An 18,337-nucleotide genomic window follows, 5' to 3' on the forward strand; every position below is an offset into this window, starting at 1 on the left:
ATAGTAACGGTAATAAAACCCGTGCTTTTTTAGTTTTACTCTACACTTGCAATCGGGATAAGGACATCTATCTGGCAGGGCAGGGAAATTGTAATCTTTACCCTTTCGTAAATACTCTTCAATGTTATCAACATGGAAAACTATTTGCATAAGTAACCTCTCCAATTAAAATTAATGCTAAAGGAATCTGAAAAAATTTTTTAAATTCCTTTAGCATTAATTTTATCACAAGATTATTTAATCTGAAAAATTTTATCGGTTTTGGGCTAAATTAATTTGAGAAATGACAATTTTATTCAGCGTCCTCTCACACCACCGTACGTACCGTTCGGTATACGGCGGTTCATTAGGAATTGTGTACAATTAGATATCTTTGGGATAAACTCTTATAACCTATGCTTTCAAAGTATTTATTTGTAAGAGTCTTATTTAGGATTGGGCTATTGGATATTCTCCAGTAGCCTTTCCTTGTATTGGCGTATTCCCAGGCTTTTTGTTCTTCTACTCCTAGTTTTACTAAGTTATCATGCTTCGTTTTTATCTTCTTCCATTGTTTCCATATACATGCCCTTAGTCTTCGCCTTATCCATTCGTTAAGGGTTTTCATTATGCTTTTCGCGTCTGCTAATCCAAAATAGTTGACCCATCCTGTTGTTATTTGATTTAGTCTTTTTATTCTGTTTTCCATGCTTATTCCCTTGTTCCGATTGGTTATTTCTCTTACTTTTCCCTTAAACCTTTTGATGGATTTTTCATGGATTCTTATTCTTACTTCGTTTTCTTTTGTATAGAATGAAAATCCAAGAAATTTTCTTCTCCATGGTCTATCTACAGCACTTTTTGCTTCATTGACTTTTAGTTTTAATTTGCTTTCTATGAATTTCTTTATGCTTCTCATTACTCTGTTTCCTGCAGACCTGCTTTTTACATATATGTTGCAGTCATCTGCATATCGGCAGAATTTATGCCCTCGTTTCTCAAGTTCTTTGTCTAGTTCGTCCAACATTATGTTTGCTAATAGGGGACTTAATGGCCCTCCTTGGGGTGTTCCTTCTTCTGTTGATACTTTGATTCGAAATTAGTCCTATAGGTATTATTCAAATTTTTCAGTGTTCCTTCTTCTGTTGATACTTTGATTCCGTTTATCATTACTCCTGATTCTAGGTATCTTCGTATTAACTTTAGTACCCTTTTGTCTCCTATCCGCTTTTCTAGTTTGGACATTATTATGTCGTGGTTTACTCTGTCAAAGAACTTTTCTAAGTCCATATCTACAACCCACGTGTATCCTTCATTTATGTATGCTTCTGCGGCTTTTATTGCGTCTTTTGCACTGCGTCCTGGTCTGAATCCATAACTGCTATCAGAAAATGTATGGTTGTAGACTTTATTTAGTATTTGGGCTATTGCTTGTTGTATTAGTCTGTCTAGTACTGTAGGTATTCCTAGTAGTCTTACTCCTCCATCTGGTTTGGGAATTTCTACTCTTCGCACTGGTTGTGGTTTGTATTTCCCCTCCAGCAGTTGTTGTTTTATGGTTTAAAGTTTTCTTTGAGATACGGTAGAAGTTCATCTACTTCCATCCCATCGACTCCATGGCTTCCTTTATTTGCAACAACGCGCTTGTATGCTGCTTCCATGTTCCTTCGTTCTACTATCATTTCAAGCATCTTGCTGGTATATCTTTGTACTTCGTTTCTTCCATCTTCCGACGCCGATGATATACTATGCACTTCCGTTGTCTTTTGAAATTCCATTTCTCTATTCAACGGATAGCCTCTTTGTTGAGTTGTCTGCAGTCTCTGCATATCTTTCGAGTCCATAAGATTTCCAAAACCTCCTAACGTTCGGTCCTTCCTTATCTATTCATGTCTAGATAAGTACTATGACCTCTGCTGACTTCTCAAGGTTCAGCCATACATCCCTGCATGGGTTGTCACTTCAGATTTTACTTCCATGACTTATCCTTGAGACCTCCCCGGGTAAGAACGATAACTTTCATCTCATCTATCTGCCAGATTTACTGTATGGGATTTGGGTAGTGTTGGACTTCGTTTTGTTACGCAAACTCATCCATCCCAATTCAGCCTCTTATCTGGTTCTTGTTCATCAGACCGAGATTTTGCCTTAAGCTTCCTTCAGATTCCACCTCACGATGGACACCCTTGCGGTTCGGCTAGTGGTTCCCACTACCAAGCCCACAGCGGACTTTCACCGCCTAGTTATCGCCCATGCCGGGCGCACGTCAAAAAACCCCACCGCAAAGGGTGGGATCAAAATGTCTCTACTACTTTCTCCACATTCATTTTCTCTTTTATAATACTTTTTGATAAATTATTCAAACTAGTCTAGAAACAATATCAGCTATCCCACTTAAATCAAGATGTATTACAGTGTGGATAAGCTTTATTTTTTAGTTAAATATTTTCTAATGTCAACAGCAACAGCAGATACAATAATAGCTCCCTTGATTATTAATTGCCAATAAGGATTCATACCAATAAATGTTAATCCATAGTTAATAACAGTAAACAAAAGAACACCCACTATGACGCCCGGAACTGTGCCAACCCCTCCTGATACTGACCATCCACCAACAACACAGGCAGCTATTGCGTCTAATTCATACATAGTTCCATATTCACTAGTTGCTCCTCCTGTTCTTGCAGCTTCAAGTGCACCAGCAATAGCGTATAAAGTCCCTGCGATAGCAAATAGCCATAAAATATGTTTCTTTACATCAACACCTGATACAACTGCCGCTTCTCTATTTCCACCAATTGCATATAAATTTTTACCAAAACTTGTTTTATTCATAATTATCCACATAATTATGGTAATAACAACAGCAATAATAACAACATATGGAATCCCAAGAAATCCTCCTGTACCTAATTCAAGAAAATCTTTTCTAAGACCAGCAATTGGCTGTGAATTATTAGGAGGTAAGCTAAAATAAATATTATCTGCTCCATAAGCAATAACCATAGTACCTAAAGTTGCAATAAAAGGAGGTACATTAAATCTTGACACAACAAATCCATTTAACAGTCCAAATAGCAACCCAACTATAGCAGTTATTAAAAGCGGAACTAACAATGGAAGTTGTGGTAAATGTGGAAAAAATCTTGCTGAGTAATTTGGGTCTTGCAAAAGTGATGCAGAAAGTACTGCCGCAAGTCCGACTAAACGCCCTGCAGAAAGATCTGCACCTCCTATCAAAATAGCAAGAGAAGCTCCCAACGCAATAATAATCCTCGTAGAACTTTGAACGAGAATATCTCTAAAAACTCTTACCGATATAAAAGAAGGATCTTTAATAGCAATAACTATAATTAATAATAGTAATACAAAATATATTGCATATTGACTTAAATACGTTTTAATTTTGTTGTTCATCAATATCTCCTCCGTCTTAGTTTGTATATTTACTAGCAAGGCGCATTATTTTTTCTTCAGTTGCCTCTTCTTTATCAAGGATTCCAGATAAATAGCCTTCACACATCACCATTATTCTATCTGCCATTCCTAAAAGTTCAGGCATCTCAGATGATATCATTATAATACTTTTGCCTTGCATTGTAAGTTCATTCATAATTGTATATATTTCATACTTCGCACCAACATCGATTCCTCTTGTTGGCTCGTCAAGTATTAATATTTCAGGAGAAGTAAGCAGCCATCGGGCTAAAAGTACTTTTTGTTGATTCCCACCTGATAAATCCCTTATCAAAGTTCTTAATGATGGTGTTTTAATTCTTAAAGTTTTTACCATTTGTGTAGTGTCATCTTTCCTTATTTTATCATTAAGTAACAAAAAACGGCCTATATATTTTGATATATTAGCAATCGTAGCATTTTCTGTTATATTTAAATCTGGGAAAATCCCAGTAGAACGTCTTTCTTCAGTAAGTAATGCCAATCCATATCTTTTTGCATCAATAGGCGATCTAATAACAGCTTCTTTCCCTTTAATAAATATTTTCCCTGACGCTATTGACCTTAATCCAAATATAGCTTCTACCAGTTCGGTACGCTGAGAACCTACTAACCCACCTATACCTAAAATTTCGCCTTTCCTAAGTTCAAAAGAAACATTTTTAAATGATTTTGGTAATGGCGATGTTAAATTTTCAACTTTCAGAATAATTTCTCCTGGCCTACTATTCCTTATTGGAAATCTGTTAGTCATCTCACGTCCAACCATTTTTGATATTATCATGTCTTCCGTTAATGCTTCAGTATCCCATGTGCCAACCACTTTTCCATCACGCATAATAGTTACTTCATCCGCAATTTCAAAAATTTCATCGATTTTATGAGATATATAAATTATTGAAACACCTTCTTTTTTTAAAGTACGTATAAGGTCAAATAAATGAGCAACTTCGTTTTCTGTCAGAGAGGATGTTGGTTCATCCATAATTATAATTTTTGCATTATAAGAAATTGCTTTAGCTATTTCTATATATTGAATCTTTGATGCTGACAAATTTTTGACTAATTCATTTGGTTTAATGTCTATATCTAACCTAGATAAAAGTTTTTCCGTTTCTACGTACATTTTCTTTTCATCAACTAATTTCATAAATCCATAATTTTTTATAGGAAACCTCCCAAGCCATATGTTTTCCATTACATTTCGATCTCTTACAGGATGTAATTCCTGATGTATCATAGAAATTCCAAGATCCAAAGCCTCTCTAGAATTTTTTATGGTAATTTTTTGCCCATTTAATACTATTTCGCCTGAATCAGGTTCATAAATACCAAAAAGACATTTCATTAAAGTAGATTTTCCTGCACCATTTTCCCCCATAATTGCATGTACTGTTCCTTTACGAACTTTAAGTGTTACATTATCCAAGGCTTTTACTCCTGGAAACTGCTTTGAAATATTGTTCATTTCTAATACGAATTCATTAGCAGCCATTTTTATGCCTCCTGCTTCTGCCATTAAAAATTTTTCTAAAGCAAGGGACATTGAAGCCCTTGCTTTAGAAATTTATAAAAACATAATATTGGCCATTAAATTTTATTGTAGAGCATCATTAATATTATCCTTTGTAATTTTCTTATAAGGAATCCATACATATTTGCCATCAGTAATATCGTAACCGATATTCTCTTTAGTCGGTGTTTGCCCTTGTGCAAGAACGTAAGCAATATTAAATGTAGCTTTAGCTTGATTTTTAGCATCATTTAGAACTGTACCTAGCAATGTACCATCTTTAAGAGCTTGCACTCCTGGAACTGTTGCATCTACTCCAACTACAGGAATATATTTACCATTTTTGAAATAGCCTGCTTCTTTAAGTGCTTGAATAGCACCAAGCGCCATATCATCATTATTAGCAAATACTGCTTCAATCTTATCTCCATATGCAGATAACCAAGCAGCCATCTTGTCATGTGCTGTTACTCTATCCCAATTTGCATAATCTTGTGCAAGGCATTTAACTTTAATACCTGCTTCTTCGACAGTCTGTATAGAATATTTTGTTCGAAGTATAGCATCTTGATGCCCTGGTTGTCCCATCAGCATAACGTACTCCATAACACCATCATGATTCTTATCAGCTTCTGGATGTGATTTCCAATAATCTGCCATTATTTGCCCTTGCAAAATACCAGATTGCTCTGCTTTAGCTCCTACATAGTAAACTTTATCCCAAGATTGCATATCTTGTGGTAATGGCTCTCTATTGAAAAACACAACTGGAATATTTGCTGCTTTAGCTTTGCTAATAATAGTACCCGCAGCAGTTCTATCAACTGGATTAATTGCAAGTGCATCTACATGTTTTGTTATAAAAAGATCGATTTGATTATTTTGAGTAGGCTGTGAATTTTGACTATCTACCATATTAAGCTGAGCTTTACCTTGCGCATCTTCATTCATAGCATTTCTTACACTTGTCATAAAAGTATCATCAAATTTGTAAATTGCTACACCTATAACAGGTAATTTTTTGTTGTTGGTATTACTGCTTGTACTGCTTCCCGCATTTTGCTGAGAATTACTAGTTGATGTAGTATTACTGGAATTACCACATCCAGTAAGTACTATTGAAATAACAAACATAAGCAAGGCAACATAAGTTAATAGTTTTCTCATAAATTGTTTCTCCTCCTTTTTTGTAATTAAGAAATTTAAAATTAAGAGTCAATTAAGATTTTATGCTTTCTATTTTATTTTTAAATTTGTCTTTATTCGTAAAACGCTTTACCACCTTCTTTCACAATAAAATTTCTCTATGGAAGAATTATAAGTAGATTTCAGCGAACGTTATCAATTAATATAATCTTCTTTAAAAATTCTAATTAATCTAATTTAGACACTTTCTAAACTTATCACTCTGGTATAATAGTTTATTAAAACACTTTTATTATTATTGTTATTTATTGCAATTTTATTATTATATATTCCTTCTGTAAACATTTTAATTCACTTTTCAAAAACTAATTCTTTAAACTTTATTTTTTATTTTAACTAACTCCTATATTATATATTCGACATGAATTCAAAAATTCCTTCTTCGAAAGCGTAATTTATTAAAAATTTTTATAAACTTTTTGTAACCAAAAATTTACTTCCTGCAATATTTTTCTACAACCTCATCAAATGCACCTTCATCTATATCTTTTACATTTACATTATTGTAAAGCTCCCATTCTTCAATATGCTCAACAGTTTCACCGGGCTGTAATTTTGTAAATGGACTTAATGTTTCTATTTCAAGCATCCAATCGTTTGTATATGTTTCAAAAGATACGCCAAAGTCAGGATATGTTGCGTCGTGCTGTGGATAATACCTTTTTACAAAAAGATGTCCTCCTCTTGCGTAAGCTGCCCAGCCTTCTTGATTGTTAATTCCTAACTTAAAGGGAGCTTTGTTATTAGGATCTTGTTTCAGTGCAATATATTTTTCTCCCCAATACACCCTTTTGTCATTCATTTTAGAATAAGGCCAGAGCACAATTTGCCTATTGGGAAGTAAATCTGTATCTTTATTTGGTTGAGGAATTATTTCGATGCCTTCTGTAGCAAGTACTGTTATTGTCCATGCTGAAAGCTCAATAGGCCATGCTCCAAGATTAGTTATCCTGTGTATAAGCCTAACTTTGTTCTCATCAGGGCTTAAGATTATATCGATTTGCTTTTGTGTGTTAACCCATTTTTCTGGCTTTTGAATAAGTCTCATACCGTTTTCTATTTCATGCCAATCAACTTCATCGTTGTCTGGTACATATGTCCTCTTTCTGTCTTCGGGGCTGTGCCACAGTCTATGGCCGCCATAATATCTGTATTCGTCACCTCCTTTTAAGCCAATAGTTTTAGGGTCCAAATTAAATTCGTTTACATCATTTTCAAATCCAAACCTTACAATTCTTGGGCCTATATCAGTTGTAGCCACAACATCAATAATGCCATTGGACAGTTTTATACTGTTTTCCCACCCTAAAAAGTTCATTTTGTCAATTTTTATTGCCATACTATTCTCATTCCTTTCTGCGTAATTTTTTATTTTTTTCATTACCTCAGTAGGTAAGATTCTTGGCTGCGCTCAGAATGACAGAGAGAGGTTACAATACTTCATCCATGACCATATTGGCAGCGCCGATGAGTGTAGCATCATCACCTAATTCAGCAAAAGCTATTCTGCAGGAAGAAAATGAATTCTCAAAAGTGCGCTTTTTAGCAGTTTCTATGATGATATCTTCAATAAGCTCACGTGCCTGCACAATCCCTCCCCCTATCAAAATGAGCTCTGGGTTAAATGTATTTATTGTATTGGCTATACCTATTCCTAAATATCTTCCTATAGTTTTTAAAGCATTGACTGCTAATTTATCGTTTAGTTTTGCTGCCTCGTATATAATCTCAGGAGTAACACTGTCTAACATCCCTTCTGCCATTTGATACACAATAGAATCCATACCCTCTTTAATAGATTTAACAACTAAATTCACTAAGGCTTTCTCTGAAGCCAATGCTTCAAAACAACCGTAATTGCCGCAACTACATTGTGGCCCTGCTACATCAATAGTTGTATGCCCTATTTCACCAGCACCGTCACTGGCTCCAGTATATATCCTACCATTTATAAGTATTGCTGAACCTATTCCATAGCCAACCTTTAAAAATATCATATTTTCAACATCTTTTGCTTTGCCCATGTGAAATTCTCCTAAAGCCATAGCTCGCACGTCATTTATAATATAAGTAGGTATTCCAAACCTCTCTTCTACAATTGATTTTAAAGGAACATTTCTCCACCCAATATTAGGTGCAAATACAGATATACCTTCTTTCATTTTTACAGGTCCTCTAACTACAATTCCTATCCCCGATACATTTTGTGGAGATTCTTTTATTGCTTTATCAAGAACAGATGTCAACAATTCTAAAACTTCTTCTTGCTTTAAACCTCTAATAGAATTCTTCTCTTTCTTTTTTGTTTTAAGTTCTGCATCAAGAGTATATTGATGTAAGTTGTAGGTGCTTATATGAATGACAATAATACTCATAAAATCAGGATTTAATTTGATAAGTACAGGAGGCCTTCCACCATTTGATTCGCCAACTTTGTACTCCATCACAATATTTTCAGCAATGAGTTTATTTACAATGTTAGTCACCGTCGGCGGCGTTAAATTTGTCTCTTTGGCAATATCCGCTCTTGAAATAGGTCCCATTTTTCTTATGATATTTAATATAACTGATTCGTTCATTCCTTTTAACAATTTGTAGCTGACTGGTATTAAGTTTTCCATTTATACCCCTTCCTTTACCCTCTCTTAAAGCCATTTGGATGATTTTTGTGCCACATCCAAGCACTTTCAATTATTTCTTCTAAAGATGGATGTTTTGGCACCCAACCTAACTCTTCTATTGCCTTTTTGGAAGATGCCACAAGTACTGCAGGATCCCCGGGACGGCGCCCAGCAACTTCTGCTGGAATAGGATGCCCTGTCACTTTTCTTGCAACTTCTATCACTTCCTTTACACTAAAACCTTCTCCATTTCCCAGGTTATAAATTGCGCTATTATTGTCTTTTCTCAATTTATAAAGCGCAAGTATATGTGCATCTGCTAAATCCATCACGTGAATATAATCTCTTATACATGTCCCATCTTTAGTAGGATAATCATCACCATAAATCATTATCTTTTCTCTTTTCCCAAGTGCAACCTGAAGTATAATCGGTATAAGGTGCGTCTCAGGCGAATGGTCCTCTCCAATCTCGCCTGTTTCAATAGCCCCTGCAACGTTAAAATATCGCAAAGCGACGTATTTGATTCCATAAGCACTGTCTGCCCATTTTAGCATCTTTTCAACGGCAAGCTTTGTCTCACCATAAGGGCTTGTGGGATTAGTTCTATCTTCCTCTTCTATTGGAATTCTCTCTGGTTCTCCATATGTTGCAGCTGTTGAAGAAAACACGATTTTGTTGACATTGTGTTTCTTCATCGCTTTTAAAAGGCTCAATGTCCCGCATACGTTGTTTTCATAATATTTAAATGGCTCCTCTACACTTTCTCCCACAAGTGAAAAAGCTGCAAAATCAATTACCGCTTCAATTTCATTTTCTGTAAATACCTTGTCTAAAAAAGCTTCATCCCTTAAATCGCCTATATACAGTTTTCCTCCCAAAACAGATTCCTTATGTCCTGTGACAAGGTTATCTACAACGACAACTTCTTCATTTCTCCTTAAAAGTGCTGCAACTGTGTGGCTTCCAATATAACCTGCACCACCGCATACTAAAACCGCCATATTTTTACCTCCTTCAGTATTTAATTTCTCCTGCTCCTTCACCTACTCCCGTTATATAGACTGTTGGCCTGTAGCCTATTTTTTGAGTGTAATTGTGAGTAACCACTTCTATAAATTCCTCTACTGCATCCTTTTTTACAATGCTTACAGTGCAGCCACCAAAGCCTGCTCCAGTCATACGGGAACCTATTACTCCCTTTAATTTTAACGCTTCTTCTACCAAAGTGTCCAGTTCTTTCCCTGTAACTTCGTAATCATCTCTCAAAGAATTGTGAGATTCAATCATTAATTCTCCAAATTTGATTAAGTCTTTATCATTAAGTGCTTTTACTGCATCTAAAACTCTTTTATTTTCAGTTATAACATGCTTTGCCCTTTTTCTAAGCACTTCGTCAGGTACCAAATCTTTGTATTCTTCAAATTGTTCAATTGTAATTTCAGATAGATTTTTTACAGGCAAAGCCTTTTGAAGATATGAAAGGGCCTTTTCACATTCACTTCTTCTTTCATTGTATTTTGAATCCAAGAGCCCTCTCCTTTTATTTGTATTTGTTATCAAAATTTTATAACCTTCTAACTTCAAAGGCACGTATGAATACTCTAATGTATCGCTTTTTAATAAAATAGCATGGTCTTTTTTACCCATTCCAACAGCAAATTGGTCCATTATGCCACAATTTACCCCAACAAAAGTATTTTCTGCTTTTTGACACAATTTCACCAATTTTATTCTGTCAATATTTAAATTGAAAACTTCATTAACTGCAACAGCAGTAACCAGCTCTATTGAAGCAGATGAGGAAAGTCCAGCGCCATTTGGAATGTTGCCTTCAAACACAATTTCAAATCCAGAAAAGTCATACCCCTCATCCTGTAACACTTTTAAAACCCCTTTGGGGTAGTTGGCCCAATCATGGCTTTTATCAAAATTGAGTGCATCAAGGTCTACTTCCACCTTTAAATCGAAATTTAAAGAAGCCATGAAGACTTTTTTGTCATTTCTTTTTCTAATCGCAGCATATGTTCCAAAGTCAAGGGCACAAGGAAATACATAGCCTCCATTGTAATCTGTATGCTCTCCTATTAGATTTACTCGTCCCGGAGAATAGAAAAGCCTTATTTCAGCATCATTTTTACCGTAGAATTTTTCAAGTGCTTCAATTACAGCCGTTTTCATTTAAGGTCTCCTTTCATATCTATTTTTTCAAAGCCTACTGTTTTTATAAATTTTTCAAAGGCTTTTTTCCCTTTTTCATCTCTTTTAAACACTCCTGCATCTAAAAGAACCTTCAAAAATTTATTTCCAACCTCCTGTTTTATATAATTTTCGGCTTCTTCCCTAGTGCAGTTAGTTCCATATTTTAGAAGCAATTCTTCAATCCATGGAATATGTTTGTATAGAGGACTGCTTTCACCATACAAGTCTGGGCTAAATTTTTCTTCCCCTATTAAAAATTTAATAATTTCCTCCAGCTCAAATTTCAGCCTTCCTGGCAAAACTGCTAATCCCATAACTTCTATAAGTCCAATGTTTTCTTTTTTTATATGATGAAGTTCCTCATGAGGATGGAAAATTCCATAGGGGTATTCATCTGTTGTCCTGTTATTCCTAAGGACAAGGTCAATTTCAAATTCCCCCTCTTTATTAATCCTCGCAATTGGTGTAATCGTATTGTGAGGAATGAGTTCCCCATTCTTTTTAGTATATGCCAATATGTCACAGGATTCATCACTATAGTCCTTCCAGGTATTCAATATATGTGAAGAAAGCTCTATTAGTTTATCCCTGTCTTTACTTGAAAGGCGAATGGCAGACATAGGCCATTTGACTATTCCTGCTTTAATGTTAGGATATTGAGGATGTATAAAGTATTCTTCTATAGGAGCCTCTTCCATGGGAAAAACGTGCCTTCCCCCTTGAAAATGTTCATGGGATAAAATCGAGCCTCCCACAATTGGCAAATCCGCATTGGAGCCCATAAAATAATGGGGAAATTGTTCAATAAAGTCAAAAAGCCTCACAAAAGTTTTTTCTGATATTTTCATTGGAATATGGGATTCATGAAGTAAAATGCAGTGCTCATTGTAATATACATAAGGTGAATACTGGAAATACCATTGCTCTCCTGCAACTTTTACCGGGATTATTCTTAAGTTTTGCCTTGCTGGATGATTTAAATTTCCCGCAAAACCTACATTTTCAATGCACAAAAGGCACTTTGGATATCCTGACTGAGGAATTTTCTTTGCCGCCTCAATTTCTTTTGGATCTTTTTCTGGCTTAGAAAGATTTATAGTGATTTCTAAAGAACCGTATTCTGTGGGAGTACTCCAATATAAATTTTGTGAAGTTCTATCCATCCTGATGTAATTGGAAGCTTTGCAGAGTTCGTAAAAATACTCTGTGGCTTTTTCAATCCCCTTTTCAGAGGCAATGGTATTAAACTTTTTTACAACTTCTGATTCTCTTGGCATTAAAAGCCCCATAATTCTTGCATCCATTAAATCTCTATAGGTAATAGTATTCTCAATAAGGCCTATCTGCATCGCATAGTCCAATAATTTGTTTAAAATAGGAGAAGGGCTTTCTAATTCCTCCTCAGGAATCTCACCTTCATAAGGTTTTTCTATTTTAAATAAATCCATAAGTGCATTGCGGCTTGGAATCACATCTAACTCCTCTATCAATCCTTTTTTAAGTGCAAAATTTAAAAGCCTTTCAATGTGAAATGCTACCTCTCTGGAATCCATAATATATCCTCCAGTGACTTTATTATATTTTTTAATTAAGTCCGTAATAAAAAAGAAATCCACAGTATACAATGGTTTTGTTAAAACAAGAGATTATTAAAACATGCAATTCACATGCAATGAAAAACATTTAAAAGAGTTTGTTTATTATTTTAATTAACCTCTTTTTATTTTATATTCGACACATATTTAAAAATTCCTTCTAGTTTATAAAAAGTTTTTTAGATATTTTTATAAAGGTAATGAATAATTGTTAATATTGAAAAATGTGCTAAAATATATTTAAAACGTAGTAAATGGGGATGATATAATGGAAAATATAATACCTAAAAACAAAAAAATTACTTATGAAGAATTCGAAGAAATAGACTCTAAAACTGATGAAATGCTCGAATTCATAAACGGCGAAATATATTTGTTATCCGCCCCTTCAGTGGCACACCAAAGAATTTTAACGAACTTATCGACAGAATTTGGAATATATTTTAGAGATAAAAAGTGCAAACATTTTGTTGCCCCTTTAGATGTTATACTACAAAATGACCAAGAAAAGCACAAAGTACAGCCAGATATAACTGTTATTTGTGATGAAAAAGGACTCACTGAAAATAACTATACTGGAGTACCTGAACTTGTAGTGGAGATACTATCTCCTTCCACAGCATCAAAAGATTATATCATAAAAATGGATTTATATATGAGGTTTGGAATAAAAGAATACTGGATAGTATCACCAAAAAACCAAGAAATTCAGATATTTAGTTTGCAAGACGGCGTATACGGTGAACCAATTAATTTTTCAAAAGATGAGGTATTAAAATCGGTGATATTCGATGACTTAAAAATTGATTTGAAAAATATATTTTAAAAGTGCAGAGGAAATTCTCTGCACTTTTAAACTCAATCATTTGTTAGTTGTTTTAAAAAAGACACTTGGGCCTTCTGTCATATTATTTTCTTCATTAACAGCATAAATAGTAAACTGATAGTCTTTATTAGGCAAAAGTCCAGTTATTGTATAAGAAGTTGTATCAGCATTTAATATGGCAACTGTTTCATCTCCATTTTTTATAAGATACTTTGTAAAAGTTCTATCAACAGCTGGACTCCAGTTTATATTTACTTCTTTACGATTAATAATTGTGGCTACAACTTTGCTGTCCACTGGCCAATTTGGAGCAAGGGATGGATCTGGAGAAGTTGTAATACCTTTAAACACAAGTGAACTAGCATTTGTAGCAAACCAGGGATTTACTGGAACTTTTTTTATTACCATCATAGTTAGGTGTAGAACCATAAAACACTACATTATTAAAAGTACAATTTTTCAAGTATGCCATCTTTGTTTGATAAGTGCCCGCTCCGAAATATATATTATCAAATGTAAGATTATAGTCATACCCGTCAGGTGAACCTTGTATTAAAATTGCATATTTCTTAGTACCATTTACAGTACAATTCTTAATTAATATATCATGAAAAGTAGGTTCATCAGGCGCCCAATTGCTCAAGTCAGTGGGAGGAGCACTAGAATAAGCAACGGTAAGTAAGAATGGAGAACCATCATTGTCAGTTATATTAGCAAGCGCACTATCTCTAAATATTATATTTCTTGCGCCACCTCCATTTCCACTTTGTGATTTCCCTCTTAGCCCCACAGCATTTCCATTTATTACGTTATCTTCAGCTAAAATATTTTGTATCCAAGCAGCTGTATGGCTACCCATTGCGACTACACCATGTCCTCTTCCAAAATAGTTGTTAAATATCCATGCGTTTTCAGTAGGTGGATTTTTTTCACCGGCAAGCCCAACTCCAGCTTCAAAATTTACGCTATCATCGCCTGTGTTAAATACAGAATTCACAACAATAAGCCCTGTACCATTAAAATCTATGCCATCACCATTATTACAATCGTACGTCGATGCTATTAACTGATTCAAAATAACATTTTTACAATTACTACACGAAATAGTGTGATAAGAAGGATTTGTAACTGTCAGACCATCTCCTATATAAACGTTCGTTACATTTTTTAAATCTATTAAATTAGATCTTGTCGCATAAGCATTTTTTTCACCTTGTTCGATATATTTATTAAATTGATTTAAAGCTAGATGATTTTTAGCTGTTGTAAAAATGTTACTACTGTTTCCTTTTTGATATTGATCAAATGTAGTACCAAGCGGAATAGATGTTTCCTTAACAGCAACCTTCGCCCAGCCATTCCCATTTATTACACCATGTCCAATAATTTTTATATTTTCGTATGTTCCTGTAGAAGGTGTAGAAACAAGTGGCATAGATTTTTCAGCTATTCGAGTTTTATCAGTATCAAAAGGATTTGGATACTGGTTTGCATCAACTGTTCCTAATAGAGTACCCTCTACAAGAAGTGTCATATTGCTATGCAAAGTAATTGGCCCTGTTAGGTAAATTTTACCAGCAGGTACCAAAACAATACCACCTGGTGGACATGCATCAATTGCTCTTTGAATTGCTTCAGTATTTAACGTTCCTGAGGATGGGGTTCCATTTATATCATCTGCTAAAGTTCCATCCCCTATAGCTCCCATTGACTCTATATTAATAATATTAGAAGCAGGTATAGTAGGACGTGTTCTATAAGTTATAGTTGCAGGAACTGATAGTTCTCCATTTTTGCCAACTGATTGAACTGAAAAAACATATTCTGTATTTGGTTTTAATCCTTTAACATAAAATGAATGCATTAAAATTTTATAAGCTTCTCTTATAACTTTTCCTTCATCATTTTTTAAATCTCCTATGTGTTGTTCATAAAAAAGTTTTATATAGTTTTGATTTGCAACAGTTGGATTGTCACTTGCAAAATATTCATGATAATACCCTGGCCCTCTTACCACTATTTTGAAGTCAGTTATATCTTGATAATTATCAGGCTTTTCCCATATCAAAGTTAGCTCATTGCTGGTAAGTGACCCATCTAAAACACGAAGTGCAACTGGAGGTGATGGTTTCTCATTCTTAGGTAAATTCCCAAAAGCTGTTGTAAATGGCAAAACGGTTGTGAGCAATAAAGCTAAGCCAGCCTTCAGCAGCAACTTTGGCCATTTTACAAACTTTCCCATGCTTTCTAACCTCCTTTAAAAGTGTTTAATCAATTTAAATTTAATTTGTAAGTTTTTTAGAAGACATCACCTCTTTTCTCTAAATTTCAAATTTTAGAAAAAATTTAATTACGACATTTATGAACTTCGTTACTTGAGTTTAAATTGTTTTTGTTAAATTTATTCATAAATTATATGACTTTTATCAAAACCATTAAAAATGGCATTATAATTACGCTAAAAATTGTCGTGTAAGTAATCATGCTCGTTGCAAATTCATAATCTGCTCCATAAACTCTTGCTATTATTGACGAGTTCACCATAACAGGCATTGCTGACATAATTATAAACACATTCCGCATTAGCTGTGGAACATGAATAAATAAATTCAATATCACTACTAACGCTGGCGTTACCAAAAACCTACCAGTAAAAACCAAAATAGCATCTTTATCAAGTTTAAATTTATCAAACCCCATTTCATATATGACAATTCCAACATAAAAAATCGAAAGTGGACTGGTTAAATTTCCAATCATTCTAAAACTTTCAAAAATAAATTTAGGTAGAGAAATATTAATAAAAACGAAAATCACTCCTATGACAAACCCTAAAAGAGGTGGATTAAATATCCTTTTTAAAGTATCAAAAGTAAATACTTTTTCATCTTTACCATTTGTATCTCGCACAATACCATAAACCCCTAAAGTCCACCAAATTGTAGTATTAGCCATGTAATATAAAAGCGTATATGGTGTTGCGACTTCTCCAAAAAGTGCTTGAGACATAGGAAGCCCCACAAATATTGCATTTGAAAGCGAAAAAATTGCCATAAATACGCCTCTTCTGCCTTTTTTAATTTTAAAGAGTATAACAAGTACATATGCCATAATGTAGGATAAAAGTATTGACAAAAAAGGTATTAATAGCCCTTTTCCTGAATGTATTAATTGTTCTTTCGAAAAAGTCGCTACTATTGTTACTATCATATTAAGAGGTAAAGAAATATTTACAACAAGTTTGGCAAACAAATCTGATGTTTTTTCATCAAACCATCCGATTTTTGACAAATAATATCCAAGAAGTAAAATAAATACTATCTTCAATACTCCTTGAGCAGATGATAAGAAAGTTTGCAATTTATATGCCTCCTTAAGTGAGTGCGATTTGCATAAAATAATAAATATTCTATTTGAATCTTATACTGTTTCATAGACTCTTTCTAAATATTCTATAGATTTATTTATATCAAAGCCCTTTGTATTTTCCACCAAAATATTAATATACGGTTTTTTATACTTTATCATTTTAAATAACACACGATAATTTAAAAGTCCTTTGCCTGCTGGTACAAAAACTACTTTGTTATTTTCTATGACAAAATCTTTAGCATGTATAACTACTATATGATCTCCGAAAAGTTCCATTGCCTCGCAAAAAATTTCCTCTTGATGCGTATAATTTTCTACAGTCAGTAAATTAGCGGGATCAAAAATAACTTGCAAATTATTAGATGGTACTTCATCAAGAAGTCTTTTCATCATTCTTGGTGAATAGACAGGATGGTTAACACCCGGTTCTATACCTACAATTACGCCAAATTTTTCTGCTTCCTCAACTAATTCTCTTACACTCTTGACAACCTCAATAAAAGCTTTTTCACTAAAATTATCAGGTGTATATCCCATTTCAACATTCACATTACCTGTTTCAGTTCCTACAACACTGCAACCAAAATCTCTTGCGTACCTTATATGTTCTTTAAAAAATTCTAGCAATCTGTGTCTTTCTTTTAGATCTGGATGAATTATATTAACATAGCAACCAAGTACCGCAATTTGGATATTATATTTGTGAAAAATGTCCCTTATATATTGTCCTAAACCAGGACTAAGACTACCAATCTGTAAATTTAACTCTGGAAAGGATTTTGTAAGTGCTAATTGCACAGCCTTTATACCATTTCGCGCAACGCTTTCAGCCAGCTTCTCGATACTGAGGTTACCTAAGTCATGAGCTCGTATTCCAATGTTCAATTTTACATCACCCTTAAAATAGTTTCAGAATTATTTACCTTCCCTTGCTTTTTTTATTTCTTCGACAAACTTAGCAGCAGTTTCTTTAACAAGTTCAAAGTCTCCTGCTTTTGCGCCTTTCGTCAAATCACTTCCTATGCCAACTGCTATAGCACCAGCTTTTATCCAATCCTTTATATTATCAAGGTTCACTCCTCCCGTAGGCATAAAATTTGCTTGTGGTAATGGCCCTTTAAAAGCACTTATTATAGATGGTCCAAAAGAATTTCCGGGAAATAACTTGAGAATTTCCACACCATATTCAAGGGCTTGTATTGCTTCAGTGACAGTCATAACGCCAGGTATAACAGATACTCTATACCTATTACACAATTTAATTGTTTCAATATTAAGACTCGGACTTACAATAAATTTTGCACCCGCCATAATACACATCCTTGCAGTTTCTGGATCAAGAACTGTTCCTCCCCCTATAATCACCTCATCATCTTTATAAACATTAGATAGTTCTTTTATTATATCCACAGCACCTGGCACAGTCATAGTAACTTCAATTGTCTTTATTCCACCTTTTTTTATTGCATCGACAAGTTTTTTCCCTTCTTCTTTTGATTCTGCTCTAATCACGGCGACAATACCATTTTCAACTATTTGTTTAATTGTTTGTATCCTTTCCATA

General features: G+C 34.2%; 14 protein-coding genes and 2 pseudogenes. 1 reads left to right on the forward strand and 15 read right to left on the reverse strand.

From position 1 onward, the window contains the following. From BUB32_RS13405 to galT, 10 genes and pseudogenes are all read right to left on the reverse strand, one after another. Nucleotides 1-150 (reverse strand): annotated as a pseudogene (locus BUB32_RS13405) (DUF6431 domain-containing protein); the annotation flags it as partial. A gap of 196 nt (nt 151-346) precedes the next feature. After that, nucleotides 347-1,823 (reverse strand): annotated as a pseudogene (locus BUB32_RS04680) (group II intron reverse transcriptase/maturase). 583 nt (nt 1,824-2,406) lie between these two features. After that, on the reverse strand, nt 2,407-3,399 hold the full coding sequence (mglC, locus tag BUB32_RS04690) for a galactose/methyl galactoside ABC transporter permease MglC (protein WP_072967892.1): 993 nt from the start codon (nt 3,397-3,399) through the stop codon (nt 2,407-2,409). A gap of 16 nt (nt 3,400-3,415) precedes the next feature. Continuing rightward, nucleotides 3,416-4,984 carry a sugar ABC transporter ATP-binding protein gene (locus BUB32_RS04695; protein WP_327192057.1) on the reverse strand — a complete coding sequence of 523 codons (1,569 nt, stop codon included), beginning with the start codon at nt 4,982-4,984 and terminating at the stop codon, nt 3,416-3,418. Between the two features lie 51 nt (nt 4,985-5,035). Beyond that, nucleotides 5,036-6,118: a galactose ABC transporter substrate-binding protein gene (locus tag BUB32_RS04700; protein WP_003869381.1), complete on the reverse strand. Its 1,083-nt coding sequence runs from the start codon at nt 6,116-6,118 to the stop codon at nt 5,036-5,038. A 472-nt stretch (nt 6,119-6,590) separates the two neighbouring features. Further along, nucleotides 6,591-7,496, reverse strand: a complete 906-nt coding sequence (locus tag BUB32_RS04705; RefSeq protein ID WP_072968219.1) for a TTE1925 family mutarotase — start codon at nt 7,494-7,496, stop codon at nt 6,591-6,593. Nucleotides 7,497-7,587: 91 nt separating this feature from the next. Next, nucleotides 7,588-8,778 (reverse strand): transcriptional regulator GalR, encoded by a 1,191-nt coding sequence (galR, locus tag BUB32_RS04710; protein ID WP_072967894.1) that lies wholly within the window; start codon nt 8,776-8,778, stop codon nt 7,588-7,590. A gap of 14 nt (nt 8,779-8,792) precedes the next feature. Beyond that, on the reverse strand, nt 8,793-9,782 hold the full coding sequence (galE, locus tag BUB32_RS04715) for a UDP-glucose 4-epimerase GalE (RefSeq protein ID WP_072967896.1): 990 nt from the start codon (nt 9,780-9,782) through the stop codon (nt 8,793-8,795). Between the two features lie 13 nt (nt 9,783-9,795). Further along, the gene (locus tag BUB32_RS04720) at nt 9,796-10,959 is read right to left on the reverse strand and encodes a galactokinase (protein WP_072967898.1); all 1,164 of its coding nucleotides are present in this window, start codon (nt 10,957-10,959) and stop codon (nt 9,796-9,798) included. After that, nucleotides 10,956-12,533 carry a UDP-glucose--hexose-1-phosphate uridylyltransferase gene (gene galT, locus BUB32_RS04725; RefSeq protein WP_072967900.1) on the reverse strand — a complete coding sequence of 526 codons (1,578 nt, stop codon included), beginning with the start codon at nt 12,531-12,533 and terminating at the stop codon, nt 10,956-10,958. The genes BUB32_RS04720 and galT overlap by 4 nt, the downstream gene beginning before the upstream one ends. Nucleotides 12,534-12,843: 310 nt before the next feature. On the opposite strand from galT, the gene BUB32_RS04730 reads away from it, so the two are divergent. Beyond that, entirely contained in the window at nt 12,844-13,401 is a 558-nt protein-coding gene (locus BUB32_RS04730; RefSeq protein ID WP_003866643.1) for a Uma2 family endonuclease, read from the forward strand. 36 nt (nt 13,402-13,437) lie between these two features. Here the strand turns inward: BUB32_RS04730 and BUB32_RS04735 are convergent, their stop codons facing one another. The 5 genes from BUB32_RS04735 to BUB32_RS04755 form a co-directional block, all read right to left on the reverse strand. Beyond that, complete coding sequence (locus BUB32_RS04735) at nt 13,438-13,812, reverse strand: fibronectin type III domain-containing protein (protein WP_072967902.1); 375 nt, start codon at nt 13,810-13,812, stop codon at nt 13,438-13,440. After that, a complete protein-coding gene (locus tag BUB32_RS04740; RefSeq protein ID WP_072967904.1) occupies nt 13,760-15,643 on the reverse strand; it encodes a glycosyl hydrolase family 28 protein in 1,884 nt (627 codons plus the stop codon). Before BUB32_RS04740 ends, BUB32_RS04735 begins: the two co-directional genes overlap by 53 nt. A 170-nt stretch (nt 15,644-15,813) precedes the next feature. Continuing rightward, nucleotides 15,814-16,761 (reverse strand): AEC family transporter, encoded by a 948-nt coding sequence (locus BUB32_RS04745; protein ID WP_072967906.1) that lies wholly within the window; start codon nt 16,759-16,761, stop codon nt 15,814-15,816. Nucleotides 16,762-16,821: 60 nt separating this feature from the next. Then, nucleotides 16,822-17,658 (reverse strand): sugar phosphate isomerase/epimerase family protein, encoded by an 837-nt coding sequence (locus BUB32_RS04750; RefSeq protein ID WP_072967908.1) that lies wholly within the window; start codon nt 17,656-17,658, stop codon nt 16,822-16,824. A 30-nt stretch (nt 17,659-17,688) separates the two neighbouring features. Further along, nucleotides 17,689-18,336, reverse strand: coding sequence for a bifunctional 4-hydroxy-2-oxoglutarate aldolase/2-dehydro-3-deoxy-phosphogluconate aldolase (locus BUB32_RS04755; protein WP_006569453.1), 648 nt, complete (start codon nt 18,334-18,336; stop codon nt 17,689-17,691). Nucleotide 18,337 lies beyond the last annotated feature (1 nt).

The sequence above is a fragment of the Thermoanaerobacter uzonensis DSM 18761 genome (genome assembly GCF_900129115.1).
Lineage (GTDB): Bacteria > Bacillota > Thermoanaerobacteria > Thermoanaerobacterales > Thermoanaerobacteraceae > Thermoanaerobacter > Thermoanaerobacter uzonensis.